General features: G+C 45.7%; 16 protein-coding genes. 15 read left to right on the forward strand and 1 reads right to left on the reverse strand.

What is annotated here, in order from left to right; genetic code table 11:
- Positions 1-12 precede the first annotated feature (12 nt).
- From ypeB to fni, 6 genes are all read left to right on the forward strand, one after another.
- The gene (gene ypeB, locus BGM27_RS08110) at positions 13-1362 is read left to right on the forward strand and encodes a germination protein YpeB (protein WP_007409448.1); all 1350 of its coding nucleotides are present in this window, start codon (positions 13-15) and stop codon (positions 1360-1362) included.
- 87 nt (positions 1363-1449) lie between these two features.
- Positions 1450-2106, forward strand: coding sequence for a flagellar brake protein (locus tag BGM27_RS08115; protein ID WP_007409449.1), 657 nt, complete (start codon positions 1450-1452; stop codon positions 2104-2106).
- Between the two features lie 46 nt (positions 2107-2152).
- Positions 2153-2329: a YpfB family protein gene (locus BGM27_RS08120; RefSeq protein ID WP_003153420.1), complete on the forward strand. Its 177-nt coding sequence runs from the start codon at positions 2153-2155 to the stop codon at positions 2327-2329.
- Between the two features lie 78 nt (positions 2330-2407).
- On the forward strand, positions 2408-3082 hold the full coding sequence (cmk, locus tag BGM27_RS08125; protein ID WP_007409450.1) for a (d)CMP kinase: 675 nt from the start codon (positions 2408-2410) through the stop codon (positions 3080-3082).
- Positions 3083-3309: 227 nt separating this feature from the next.
- Positions 3310-4458, forward strand: coding sequence for a 30S ribosomal protein S1 (gene rpsA, locus BGM27_RS08130; protein WP_003153426.1), 1149 nt, complete (start codon positions 3310-3312; stop codon positions 4456-4458).
- A 14-nt stretch (positions 4459-4472) separates the two neighbouring features.
- Positions 4473-5522 carry a type 2 isopentenyl-diphosphate Delta-isomerase gene (fni, locus tag BGM27_RS08135; RefSeq protein WP_007409451.1) on the forward strand — a complete coding sequence of 350 codons (1050 nt, stop codon included), beginning with the start codon at positions 4473-4475 and terminating at the stop codon, positions 5520-5522.
- A 34-nt stretch (positions 5523-5556) separates the two neighbouring features.
- Here the strand turns inward: fni and BGM27_RS08140 are convergent, their stop codons facing one another.
- Positions 5557-5688 carry a YpzI family protein gene (locus tag BGM27_RS08140; RefSeq protein WP_003153429.1) on the reverse strand — a complete coding sequence of 44 codons (132 nt, stop codon included), beginning with the start codon at positions 5686-5688 and terminating at the stop codon, positions 5557-5559.
- A gap of 76 nt (positions 5689-5764) precedes the next feature.
- Here BGM27_RS08140 and BGM27_RS08145 point away from each other — a divergent pair, with 76 nt between their 5' ends.
- The 9 genes from BGM27_RS08145 to mtrB all read left to right on the forward strand — a co-directional run bounded on the left by BGM27_RS08145 (position 5765) and on the right by mtrB (position 13525).
- The gene (locus BGM27_RS08145; RefSeq protein WP_007409452.1) at positions 5765-6367 is read left to right on the forward strand and encodes a YphA family membrane protein; all 603 of its coding nucleotides are present in this window, start codon (positions 5765-5767) and stop codon (positions 6365-6367) included.
- A gap of 192 nt (positions 6368-6559) precedes the next feature.
- Positions 6560-7870: a ribosome biogenesis GTPase Der gene (der, locus tag BGM27_RS08150; RefSeq protein WP_003153433.1), complete on the forward strand. Its 1311-nt coding sequence runs from the start codon at positions 6560-6562 to the stop codon at positions 7868-7870.
- A 17-nt stretch (positions 7871-7887) separates the two neighbouring features.
- Positions 7888-8925 carry an NAD(P)H-dependent glycerol-3-phosphate dehydrogenase gene (locus tag BGM27_RS08155; protein ID WP_003153434.1) on the forward strand — a complete coding sequence of 346 codons (1038 nt, stop codon included), beginning with the start codon at positions 7888-7890 and terminating at the stop codon, positions 8923-8925.
- Between the two features lie 318 nt (positions 8926-9243).
- On the forward strand, positions 9244-9447 hold the full coding sequence (locus BGM27_RS08160; protein ID WP_003153435.1) for a DUF2768 domain-containing protein: 204 nt from the start codon (positions 9244-9246) through the stop codon (positions 9445-9447).
- Positions 9448-9466: 19 nt separating this feature from the next.
- The gene (locus BGM27_RS08165; protein ID WP_007409453.1) at positions 9467-10201 is read left to right on the forward strand and encodes a hypothetical protein; all 735 of its coding nucleotides are present in this window, start codon (positions 9467-9469) and stop codon (positions 10199-10201) included.
- Between the two features lie 185 nt (positions 10202-10386).
- Entirely contained in the window at positions 10387-11865 is a 1479-nt protein-coding gene (gene spoIVA, locus BGM27_RS08170; protein ID WP_007409454.1) for a stage IV sporulation protein A, read from the forward strand.
- 374 nt (positions 11866-12239) lie between these two features.
- Complete coding sequence (gene hbs, locus BGM27_RS08175; protein WP_003153447.1) at positions 12240-12518, forward strand: non-specific DNA-binding protein Hbs; 279 nt, start codon at positions 12240-12242, stop codon at positions 12516-12518.
- Between the two features lie 186 nt (positions 12519-12704).
- Positions 12705-13277, forward strand: a complete 573-nt coding sequence (folE, locus tag BGM27_RS08180) for a GTP cyclohydrolase I FolE (RefSeq protein ID WP_003153448.1) — start codon at positions 12705-12707, stop codon at positions 13275-13277.
- 20 nt (positions 13278-13297) lie between these two features.
- Positions 13298-13525: a trp RNA-binding attenuation protein MtrB gene (gene mtrB, locus BGM27_RS08185; protein WP_003153449.1), complete on the forward strand. Its 228-nt coding sequence runs from the start codon at positions 13298-13300 to the stop codon at positions 13523-13525.
- The last annotated feature ends 19 nt before the right edge of the window (positions 13526-13544 follow it).

A 13544-nucleotide genomic window follows, 5' to 3' on the forward strand; every position in this document is an offset into this window, starting at 1 on the left:
TGAGGTGTTAACATGATTAGAGGAATCATTATCGCTGTTCTCGGTGTCGCGATCGCCGCAACCGGATACTGGGGATATAAAGAGCATCAGGAAAAAGATGCGGTCCTTCTGCATGCGGAAAATAATTATCAGAGGGCTTTTCATGAATTGACGTACCATGTAGATCAGCTTCACGACAAAATCGGGACGACGCTTGCGATGAACAGTAAAAAATCTCTGTCTCCGGCGCTCATTGATGTATGGAGAATAACATCTGAAGCTCATAACAATGTGAGCCAGCTGCCCCTGACTCTCATGCCTTTTAATAAGACGGAGGAGTTTTTATCCAACATAGGAGATTTCAGCTATAAAACATCCGTCCGGGATTTAGACCAAAAACCGCTTGATAAGAAAGAGTATACAACACTGAACAGCCTGTACAAACAGGCGGAGAACATTCAAAACCAGCTCCGCAGCGTTCAGCATCTCGTCATGAGCAAAAATTTACGGTGGATGGATGTTGAGATGGCGCTCGCCTCTGACAAAAAACAAAGCGATAATACGATCGTCGACAGCTTTAAAACAGTCGAAAAAAATGTAGGCGCTTTTTCTGAAGACAGCATCAGCCCCACATTTACGGGAGCAAATACAGAACGAAAAGGTTTTACGCATCTGAAAGGAAAACAAATTACGGAAAAAGAAGCGGTCAAAATCGCGCAACGGTTTGCGCCTGATCATAATTATTCAATTAAAGTGGTCAAAAGCGGCAGGAAGACGAATCGGGACGTATACAGCATCCGCATGAAAGACGCCGACAACAAGTCTTTTATCTATATGGATATTACCCAAAAAGGCGGACATCCGGTCTATTTGATTCAAAAACGGGCCGTGAAGAAACAAAAGATCAGCCTCAATGAAGCATCTAACCGGGCCGTCGCGTTTTTAAAGAAAAATGGATATGAAACAAAAGGCCTCGAAATTGATGAAAGCGCGCAATATAATAACATCGGCGTCTTTTCTTTTATCCCCGTGGAGAAAAATGTCCGCATTTATCCGGAAGCCATCCGAATGAAAGTGGCGCTGGATGATGGTGAAGTCGTCGGTTTTTCCGCGCGTGATTACCTGGCGGCGCACCGCACGAGAACGATTCCGGCTCCCGCTTTGTCAGCTGATGAAGCGAAAGCGAAGCTGAATAAAAATGTTGAAGTGCGGGAGACCCGGCAGGCGCTGATCACGAATGAGCTCGGTCAGGAAGTGCTTTGCTACGAAATGCTCGGGACGATCGGGAAAGACACATATCAAATGTTCATTAATGCGGACGACGGAAAAGAGGAAAAAATAGAAAAGTTAAAAAGTGCAGAACCTATATATAAAGACCTATAAAAATAAAGGAGGAAAGGACTAAAAGTCTTTTCCTTTTTTTCGTTACATGCTTTAATAAAAGCATAAATAATGAAAGAGTGAAGGCCCATGATAGCTGTCGGAGATTATATTTGGATTGAATACATAGAGAACAATGAGCCCAAAAAAGCGAGGAGCAAAGCAGTAAGCGTTGAAAACGGCGAACTGCACATCTCATATCCCGTCGATCTGGATTCGGGACGGACGGTCTTTTTGCATAAAGGATTGGAAATAACAGCGGAATTTATGGGGAATGGCCACGTGCCGTATCAATTTAAAAGCATAATCAAAGGAAAGAAAAAAGACCCCATCCCGATGATCGGATTGGACATCCCCCCTCAGGAGGAAATGAAGCGGATTCAAAGACGCCGATACGTCCGTGCAGACGCAGTATTGGATGTATCCGTCAAAATGGAAGCGAAAAAAACCGCTTTCCAAACGGTTTCCTCTAATATCAGCGCCGGCGGAATCGCTGTTGTGATGCCTGAGCATATTTCCGCGGAACCAGGTGAAAAGCTGTATGTCTCATTTTCTCTTCCCGGCAAGGAAAATACAGCCGATATTACGGCCGAGGCTGTTACCCAGCGGATTTTTTATGATGAAAAGGCGGATAAACAAAAAATGACGCTTGAATTTGCAGAAATCGATCCCGCATCGCAGCAGCTTTTACTCCAATATTGTATGCGCGCGCAGCTGCAGCAGAGAAGAAACAGTCTGTCGGAATAAACAGCAGCGCACTTTTCCATACTAATCCTAATGGAGGTGCGCGTGTATGAAAACGTTTGAACGTCTGCTGGTCAAATTGGTCTGCATTCAGCTTATCATTTTGGGCGCGGTGCAATTTTTGCTTCATTATCAGCCTATTGAACCTTATATTTCGAAAGCTGTGAAATATGAGGGAGTTGATAAAATGGAGAAAAAAGAATGGATTGAAACGGTAAAGCGGTAAATCAGCTCAATTTTTTCGCCCCTTTTCCGGCAGTTCATGATACAATCCATAGAGGAGTAAAGAGCAAGGAGAGAGATTATGGACAAGAAATTATCAATTGCGATCGACGGGCCGGCCGCTGCCGGAAAAAGCACCGTTGCTAAAATAGTGGCTGAGAAAAAATCATATGTGTACATTGATACAGGAGCGATGTATCGTGCCATTACATATACGGCGCTCAAGCAGAATGCCGATTTAACTGATGAAGCGGCGCTTACAGAGCTGCTGAAGCGTACGGAAATTGAGCTTGTATCCGTTCCGGAAGGACAAATCGTTCTGGTAAACGGAGAAGATGTGACAGAAGAAATCCGTAAAGACGAAGTCAGCAACCAAGTATCAATCGCCGCCAAGCATAAAGGCGTCAGAGAAGAAATGGTCAAAAGACAGCAGCAGCTCGGACAAAAAGGCGGTGTCGTCATGGACGGCCGTGATATCGGTACTCACGTGCTGCCTGATGCCGAAGTGAAAATTTTTCTGCTCGCGTCCGTAGAGGAAAGAGCGAAGCGCCGATATGAAGAGAATAAGAAAAAAGGCTATGACGTGAATTACGAGACGCTCATTGAAGAAATTGCCAGACGCGACAAGCTCGATTCAGAGAGGGAAGTTTCCCCGCTGCGCAAAGCGGAAGACGCGATTGAAATCGATACGACGTCACTCAGCATTGCCGAAGTCGCAGGAAAAATTCTGGAGATCGTCGAACAGAAATCACGTTAACTTCGGGCGGAGTGCTTTATAATTTTTTTCGAAAGACAAGATGTTATTGCTTGACAAACCAGTCCATTTATTAGAAGTTAATACTAATAAAACTTTTTATTGATCATTCAAAATCTTTTTTGGATGATTCTTTAATACATATTCGGCTGAAAAGCGGACATTCACATGTTCAGCTTTCAAACCGTATTAATTAAGCTGTGTAGGTTTGGACCAAGGAGGTTATTCAAATGACAGAGGAAATGAATCAAATTGATGTTCAAGTGCCAGAGGTTGGAGATGTAGTAAAAGGGATTGTGACAAAGGTAGAGGACAAGCATGTAGATGTCGAAATTGTCAATGTCAAACAGTCCGGAATCATTCCAATCAGTGAATTATCAAGTCTTCATGTAGAGAAAGCATCGGATGTCGTAAAAGTTGACGACGAGCTTGACCTGAAAGTAACAAAAGTGGAAGACGATGCTTTGATTTTATCTAAACGTGCCGTTGATGCTGACCGCGCTTGGGAAGACCTTGAAAAAAAATTCGACACAAAAGAAGTGTTTGAAGCTGAAGTGAAAGATGTGGTGAAAGGCGGTCTCGTCGTTGATATCGGCGTTCGCGGCTTCATTCCCGCATCACTTGTCGAAGCTCATTTCGTCGAGGATTTCACTGACTATAAAGGGAAAACCCTCTCTCTTATCGTCGTTGAACTCGACCGTGATAAAAACCGGGTGATTCTGTCACACCGGGCTGTAGTGGAAAAAGAACAGACAGCCAAAAAGCATGATTTTCTCCAAACGCTTGAGGTTGGAAGCGTGCTTGAAGGAAAAGTGCAGCGTCTGACTGATTTCGGCGCATTTGTCGACATCGGCGGAATTGACGGGCTTGTTCATATTTCGCAGCTGTCTCATTCACACGTCGAAAAACCGTCTGACGTGGTGGAAGAAGGTCAGGACGTAAAAGTGAAAGTACTGTCCGTAGACCGCGATAACGAACGTATTTCTTTATCTATTAAAGAAACGCTGCCGGGACCTTGGAGCCAGATCGGCGAAAAGGTAAAACAGGGAGATGTGCTTGAAGGAAAAGTGCAGCGCCTTGTAAGCTTTGGCGCCTTCGTTGAAATTCTTCCGGGCGTGGAAGGACTTGTGCACATTTCGCAAATTTCCAATAAACATATCGGAACGCCGCATGAAGTGCTTGAAGAAGGACAGACTGTTAAAGTGAAAGTGCTTGACGTGAACGAAAGCGAAGAGCGCATTTCCTTAAGCATGCGTGAGCTTGAAGAAGCGCCGAAAGCCGATCAGGAGGACTTCCGCCAATACCAGGCGAAAGAAGAGCCGAGCACCGGCTTCCAGCTTGGCGATTTAATCGGAGACAAGCTTAATAAATTAAAATAAATTGGTGATAAAACGTGACACGAGCAGAACGAAAAAGAGAACATATAAATCATGCGCTGTCTACCGGCCAAAACCGGGAAACGGGGCTTGATGATATTACGTTTGTTCATGTCAGCCTACCGAACCTAGCATTGGAAAAAGTGGATATATCAACGAAAATCGGCGGACTCACAAGCAGTTCGCCGATTTTTATCAATGCGATGACAGGCGGCGGCGGACAACTTACATACGAAATTAACAGATCGCTGGCAAGAGCCGCGCGCAAAGCCGGCATGCCGCTGGCTGTCGGTTCGCAAATGTCAGCTTTAAAAGATCCCTCCGAACGGTGTTCTTACGAGATCGTCAGAAAAGAGAATCCGGATGGGCTGATATTTGCCAATTTAGGCAGCGAGGCGGATGCCGAGCAGGCGAAAAGGGCAGTTGATATGATTCAAGCAGATGCCCTCCAGATTCATTTAAATGTGATTCAGGAGATCGTCATGCCAGAGGGTGACAGAAGCTTTACTGGCGCTCTCGGCCGTATTGAGCGGATTGCGGCGGAAGCGGGAGTTCCCGTTTTTGTCAAAGAAGTCGGCTTCGGAATGAGCAGGGAATCGGCACGGCAGTTATTTGATGCTGGCGCAGCAGCAGTTGATGCCGGCGGATACGGAGGTACGAATTTCTCTAAGATTGAAAATATGCGCAGAGAGAAGGCGCTTCATTTTTTTAATACGTGGGGAATTTCCACTGCCGCAAGCTTAGCGGAAATCCACTCGCTCTCCGCTGATCAATCAATTATCGCATCCGGCGGGCTGCAAAGCGCCCTGGATGTCGCCAAATCGATTGCCCTCGGCGCTTCCGGCGCGGGAATGGCGGGCACTTTCCTGAAAGCTCTCACCTCTAAAGGAGAAGAGGGCCTGTTTGACGAGATGACGGCGCTTTTACAAGAGCTGAAAATGATTATGACCGCCCTCGGATGCCAATCGGTTTCCCAATTGCAAAAGGCGCCTTTGGTCATAAAAGGTGAGACACATCACTGGCTTTCTGAACGGGGGATTGACACGTCCCGTTTCAGCAGACGTTAAAAGGCATGCGAACCCGCATGCCTTTTTCTGTTTTTTACGATTTTCTTTTTCGGAATTCCCCGTTTTGCTCAAGGCTTGTCGCTCCTTTATGGTGAATCGAATCATCGCGATCAGATTCCACCCGTCGGGAGGCTTTCAGTTTTTTCTCCTGTCTGTCTTTTCCCATCCTTATCCGCTCCTTTCAGTCATAATTGGTTTAAAAAATGCGTTCCCGCTCCATACTGGTCAGAGGAGGAGCGATTATGGAACCGTTTTATTATTACTGGTCAATGTGGTTTTTATGGATACTTGCGACTTTTATTTTTGCCAAAACAAAAAGCCGCTTTTACGTATCAGTCTTTATTTTGACTAATATGATGGCAAGCATACATCAGATTACGGCTTATTTTACGCTGAACGCGGCATATGTCATGTTTTTTGCTGCGGCATTTGTTTATGCGGGAAGCCTCGGCATGCATAAACGGCTCCGTAATATTGTGATTCATCTGACGGCGGCTGCGGCGTACGGCTTTATTTTTCTTTTTGCATTATATGATCCTGTTTGGTTTATCATAAAACCTGAATGGGCGGCGGTTATACTGCTTACCGTTATTACGCTTTCCGTTGAGGGGCGGTTCCCTGAGAGGCTTTGTCTTTTTGTTCTCGGCATGTGCCAGGGGGAGCTATTGTATGCTGCGGTCATCCGCAATATTGCGGGTGCGGCAGCCGTCGGGGATTATAAGTGGCTTTCAGGCTGTTCGGCGGGAGTGGTTCTTCTCGTCGGGCTGACTACATATGAACAGCTTGCGGCGCGCATCAGCCAAAAAAGCAAAAAGCAGGGCAAAGGAGCGACAAAAATGTCTTGAAAACAGACGGAGACTGTTACATGAATGCGAAACATTTTGAAGAATACATTGTGATCTCAGTGAAAACTGATATAATAAATGAGTTAAGCCCTTCTGTTTGAAGGGTTCTTTTCATAGCGAAGATGATTTTTAATAACCGGTTGAACAATTTTTTGTGAAAATGTAAGCGGCTGGATTGAAAGGAAGGGTACTATGGGTAAACCTGTCGTAGCCATTGTCGGAAGACCGAATGTGGGAAAATCCACAATCTTTAACCGGATTGCGGGTGAAAGAATTTCAATAGTAGAAGATACCCCCGGAGTGACGCGGGACCGGATATACAGTTCGGCGGAATGGCTGAATTATGATTTTAACCTGATTGATACGGGCGGAATTGATATCGGAGACGAACCGTTTCTGACACAGATCCGCCAGCAGGCTGAAATCGCCATGGACGAGGCTGATGTGATCATCTTTATGGTGAACGGCCGCGAAGGTGTGACGTCTGCGGATGAAGAAGTGGCAAAAATACTGTACCGGACGAAAAAACCGGTCGTATTAGCCGTTAATAAATTAGATAATACCGAAATGAGAGCGAACATCTATGACTTTTATGCGCTTGGCTTTGGAGAACCGTATCCGATTTCGGGCACACACGGTTTAGGATTGGGAGATTTGCTCGATGCTTGTGCCGAGCATTTTAAAAACATTCCGGAGACGAAGTACAGTGATGATGTCGTTCAATTCTGCCTGATCGGCCGCCCGAATGTCGGTAAATCATCCCTTGTCAATGCGATGCTCGGCGAAGAGCGGGTTATCGTGAGCAACGTAGCCGGAACGACTAGAGACGCTGTGGATACGGCGTTCACCTACAATCAGCAGGAATTTGTAATCGTTGACACGGCGGGAATGAGAAAAAAGGGTAAAGTATATGAAACAACAGAAAAATACAGTGTGCTTCGGGCGTTAAAAGCCATTGACCGCTCAGACGTCGTCGGCGTTGTGCTGAATGCAGAAGAAGGCATCCTTGAGCAGGACAAGCGGATCGCCGGATACGCCCATGAAGCCGGGAAAGCCGTCGTCATTATCGTAAACAAATGGGATGCCGTTGATAAAGACGAGCGCACGATGAAAGAATTTGAACAGAATATTCGGGAACATTTCCAATTTCTCGATTACGCGCCGGTGCTGTTTATGTCGGCACTGACGACAAAGCGGATTCATACACTCATGCCTGCGATTATTAAAGCGAGTGAAAACCACTCTCTCCGCGTGCAGACAAATGTCTTAAATGATGTCATTATGGATGCGGTCGCCATGAATCCGACTCCGACGCACAACGGCTCCCGTCTGAAAATTTACTATGCGACTCAAGTCGCTGTTAAGCCGCCGAGCTTCGTTGTTTTTGTCAACGATCCGGAACTGATGCATTTTTCTTATGAACGCTTTTTAGAAAACCGAATCCGGGACGCTTTCGGATTTGAAGGTACGCCAATTAAAATATTTGCAAGAGCAAGAAAATAAAAAGGTGTGATACAGAGATGAAAAAAGTGGCAATGCTTGGAGCGGGAAGCTGGGGCACTGCACTTTCTTTAGTGCTGGCTGATAACGGACATCAAGTCATGATGTGGGGACACCGTGCCGAATTGATCGATCAAATCAACGAACTGCATGAAAACAAAGATTACCTGCCGGGGGTGGAGCTATCAAGTTCTATCATCGGTACAGCTGATTTAAGCGAGGCTTTAAAAGGAGCTGACTTCATCATAGTGGCAGTTCCGACAAAAGCCATTCGGGAAGTGCTGAAAAAGGCTCTGCCGTACATCCCGAAACAATCGATTTTTGTTCATGTCAGCAAGGGAATTGAGCCGGATTCGCTTCTCCGCATTTCAGAATTAATGGAAGAGGAGCTGCCTGAGGAGTACAGAAAAGACATCGTCGTGCTTTCAGGGCCGAGCCACGCTGAGGAAGTCGGATTAAGACACCCGACGACTGTTACATCATCTTCAAAAAATATCAAGGCTGCAGAAGCGGTTCAGGATTTATTTATGAACCAGCATTTCCGCGTCTATACCAATCCGGATATGATTGGTGTGGAAATAGGGGGAGCGTTAAAGAATATCATCGCTCTTGCAGCGGGGATTACAGACGGATTGGGATACGGAGATAATGCAAAAGCGGCCTTAATCACCCGCGGTCTTGCTGAAATCGCCAGACTCGGCACAAAGATGGGCGGAAATCCGCTCACCTTTTCCGGCCTGACAGGCGTAGGCGATTTAATCGTGACGTGTACAAGCGTTCATTCCCGAAACTGGCGCGCCGGCAACCTGCTCGGCAAAGGATATAAGCTGGAAGCTGTCCTGGATAAGATGGGGATGGTTGTTGAAGGCGTGCGGACGACGAAAGCTGCGTATCAGCTGTCTCAAAAATACCAAGTGAAAATGCCGATCACAGAGGCGCTTCACCAAGTGTTATTTAACGGGCAGAAGGTAGAAACGGCTGTAGAATCCTTAATGGCCAGAGTGAAAACCCATGAGATGGAAGACTTGGTCAACACATTCGAAAACCGGGTGAAGTGACAATAACATGCCGTCAGCATATTCTGAAGTGACGAAAGTCCAAAACGCAGAACTCTCCGGCTGAAATCGCTTAAAACATTTGCTGATTTAGGCAGAAGAGGATGCAGACGTATGCATCTGCGCATACTATAGCATCGAAGTCCAAGAGAGTGTATCTCAGACGTACAGGTGAATATAGTCAACTTGACTGAAGCAAAGTCCCCCTCTTTGCTTCAGTTTTTTTGTTTTTTCAATAGATGGAAAACCTGTTGATCTTTTCAACATTTGTATATTAAAATGAAATATAACGCTTACAATGATGGGACGGGGGGCACGAACGTGAGTGTGGCATTGATGAAAATGTGGTTTGCGCTTGGTGCGATGGGATTAATGTTTGTTGCGGTGGCCTCTATTTATGTCAGCAGGTACAAAGTGAAAAACAAACTGATAAAAGCAGCGGTTTCTTCACTCGCTTATGCCTGCATGGTCATCTCGGGATTGATCGTGTTAATGGTCGTTTTCAGCGGGCCTGTCAATGAATAAAGCAAAAAGGGGGCGCGGAATGCATAAGTTAAAAATGGCCGTCATAACGGCAATGGCGGTGCTTCTGCTGTCCGGCTGTCTGTACCCTGAAGCGGAAAAAACTGAAAATAAAGTATCTTACAAACATCAGCTTCAGCAGGTGCAAGCGGCAGTGGATGAATTTAAAAAGGCGAACGGCGGACTTCTGCCGATTCAGACAAAAGATATGAAAACACCGCTCTATCAAAAATATCCGATAGATTTTAAGCGGCTCGCGCCCAGATACATAGAGGAGCCGCCGGCCTCAGCTTATGAAAGCGGAGGAATGTACCAATACGTGCTTGTCGATGTGGAAAATAAGCCGACCGTCAAGCTGGTCGATCTCCAAATGGCGGAAGCAATCCGCGACATGAAGCTGCGTGTCAAAATGTATCAGGAAAAGCATACATATCCTCCCTATGAGGACGCCGTTTCAAAAGGGCTTTTCACTTTAAATAAAAAAAAGCTCGGCATGAAAGACTCTCCTTCAGTCAAAAGTCCGGTTTCAGGCACGTCTCTGCCGCTTTTAATCGGCGCTGACGGAGAAATCTATGCCGACTATCGCGTCGATCTCGCCCGCTGCCTGAAGGAAAACAAAAAGAAAATCAAACCGGGCGCGGAAATTCAAGATATTTTATGGAAAGAGACTCCTTTCGTCCCGGCCTTTTCAGTCACATACACCGTAAATGAAAAACAGGAACCCGTTTTTTTAGAAAGTCAAACGAAACAGGAATGAACCTTTTTCCCGCGCATACAAATAGGGAGAAAGGTTTTTTTGATTTTGATAGAAAAGACTGCCTGAAAATTTTCTAAAGATGTCATATTGAAATAGGACAACGTCATACACATATAGTGTCCTGTATTTGATTGGAGAATGGTGAATGAAAAATGATAAGGATAGGAAGTCCGGGAGGGGATCACTTGGAAAAGGTCGATATTTTCAAGGATATCGCTGAACGAACAGGGGGCGATATATACTTAGGAGTCGTTGGCGCTGTCCGTACAGGGAAATCTACATTCATTAAAAAATTTATGGAGCTCGTGGTGCTCCCGAATATCAGCAATGAGGCCGATCGAGCGCGGGCGCAGGATGAGCTTCCGCAAAGCGCAGCAGGAAAAACGATAATGACCACAGAACCAAAATTTGTCCCGAATCAAGCCATGTCCGTTCATGTCGCGGAAGGACTTGATGTCAACATACGTCTTGTGGATTGTGTGGGATATACGGTTCCCGGGGCGAAGGGATATGAGGATGAAAACGGCCCGAGAATGATCAATACACCTTGGTACGAAGAACCGATTCCCTTTCATGAGGCAGCGGAAATCGGTACGAGAAAAGTCATCCAGGAACACTCCACAATCGGGGTCGTCATTACGACAGACGGCTCAATCGGCGATATTGCGCGGGGCGATTACGTGGAAGCGGAAGAAAGAGTCATCGACGAGCTGAAGGAAGTCGGCAAACCGTTTATTATGGTCATCAACTCGGTAAAACCGTACCACCCGGAAACAGAAGCGCTCAGAGCTGAATTAAGCGCGAAATATGATATTCCCGTCCTCGCCATGAGTGTTGAAAGCATGCGGGAAACAGATGTGTTAAGCGTCCTCAGAGAAGCGCTTTACGAGTTCCCTGTGCTGGAAGTCAATGTCAACCTTCCGAGCTGGGTCATGGTGCTGAAAGAAAATCACTGGCTCAGAGAGAGCTACCAGGAATCAGTGAAAGAAACCGTAAAAGATATTAAACGCCTGCGCGATGTCGACCGGGTTGTCGGCCACTTCAGTGAATTTGAGTTTATTGAAAGCGCCGGATTGGCCGGAATCGAACTTGGCCAGGGTGTCGCAGAAATTGATTTGTATGCGCCGGATCATTTATATGACCAGATTTTAAAAGAAGTGGTCGGCGTTGAAATCCGCGGGAAAGACCACCTGCTTGAATTAATGCAGGACTTCGCCCACGCGAAAAAAGAATATGATCAGGTATCAGATGCGCTGAAAATGGTGAAACAGACCGGCTACGGCATTGCCGCCCCGGCCTTAGCCGATATGAGCCTTGATGAACCGGAAATCATCAGACAAGGATCAAGGTTCGGAGTAAGGCTCAAAGCGGTCGCTCCGTCCATTCATATGATCAAAGTGGATGTGGAAAGTGAATTCGCGCCGATCATCGGGACGGAAAAACAAAGTGAAGAACTTGTCCGCTACTTAATGCAGGACTTTGAAGATGATCCGCTTTCTATCTGGAACTCCGATATTTTCGGCAGATCATTGAGCTCTATCGTAAGAGAAGGAATCTCCGCAAAACTGTCACTCATGCCGGAAAATGCGAGATATAAACTGAAAGAAACGCTGGAGAGAATTATTAACGAAGGCTCAGGCGGCCTTATCGCCATTATTTTGTAAGCTGAAGGACCTCTTCCTGAAACGGGGGGTCTTTTTTTATTCTTTTTAGATACTGGAAATCAATCAAGGATTAGGAGGAAAAAAGCAAAAAAAGGAATATTTGTTCGGTAAAACACGTGAAAACCTTGACGAGCAAGGGATTGAGGCTTTAAAATGCTTGATATGGCTTTTTATATGTGTTACTCTACATACAGAAAATCTTCACTTTGTTGGACAAACATTCCTCAAAGTGTCTGTTTTCTTTTGAAAAGCCGTTTACTTGTCTGTTCTTCCCTGCTTTGATTTTTTATCAGACAGGTTTAGAATCAGGCTGAACTGTGAAGAAATGATAATAAACTGCTGATTTGATACCCTTTTGGGAGGAGGTGAAAGGCATGAACAAGACAGAACTAATCAATGCGGTTGCTGAAGCAAGCGAATTGTCTAAAAAAGACGCTACAAAAGCAGTTGATTCTGTTTTTGATACGATTTTAGATGCACTTAAAAACGGTGATAAAATCCAACTGATCGGTTTCGGTAACTTTGAGGTGCGCGAGCGTTCTGCACGTAAAGGACGTAACCCGCAAACAGGTGAAGAAATCGAAATCCCTGCAAGCAAGGTACCTGCTTTCAAACCAGGTAAAGCTCTTAAAGACGCTGTTGCAGGAAAATAATTGTGAATATAGATCGTGTATGCATCTGATACATACACTTTGTTTCTTCACAGAAAAGCCCCTTGATAAAGGGGCTTTTCATATTTAAGCAGCCTCGGTCACCGGGCAGGACTTTCGTTTTGCTTTTGGCGCGGCAAATGTGCTAGAATCGAAATTAAATGTATTCAATGGTGGAGGACACAGACAATGAAAGAAGTTAATAAAGAACAGATTGAACAGGCGGTTCGCCAGATTTTAGAGGCGATTGGAGAAGACCCGGACCGGGAAGGGCTTTTAGATACGCCGAAACGCGTGGCAAAAATGTACGCGGAAGTATTCTCGGGATTAAATGAAGACCCGAAAGAACACTTTAAAACCGTTTTCGGAGAAGACCATGAGGAGCTTGTTCTTGTAAAAGATATCGCGTTTCATTCCATGTGTGAACATCACCTTGTTCCTTTTTACGGAAAAGCGCATATTGCCTACATTCCGCGCGGCGGCAAAGTGACGGGTCTGAGTAAATTGGCGCGGGCGGTGGAAGCCGTCTCAAAACGCCCGCAGCTGCAGGAGCGCATCACTTCAACGATTGCAGAAAGCATTGTAGAGACCTTAGATCCCCACGGCGTCATGGTTGTCGTCGAAGCTGAGCATATGTGCATGACGATGAGGGGCGTAAGAAAGCCGGGTGCAAAAACAGTGACTTCCGCTGTAAGAGGTATTTTTAAAGATGACGCAGCGGCGCGTTCCGAAGTGTTAGAACATATTAAACGTGCGGATTAATAATGATAGAGGGTGCAGATATGAATTCAAAGCATTCAAGTGATTTTGTCGTCATTAAAGCGGTCGAGGACGGCGTGAACGTCATCGGTTTAACGAGAGGAACGGATACGAAATTTCACCATTCCGAAAAACTGGACAAAGGCGAAGTGATTATCGCTCAGTTTACTGAGCATACCTCTGCCATCAAAGTGAGAGGCAACGCCCTCATCCAGACCGCTTACGGAGAAATGAACAGCGAAAAAAAATAAGCCGGCTGTTTCCCGCTTT

Origin of the sequence: Bacillus sp. FJAT-27001 (assembly GCF_019039175.1) — a bacterium.
Lineage (GTDB): Bacteria > Bacillota > Bacilli > Bacillales > Bacillaceae > Bacillus > Bacillus velezensis.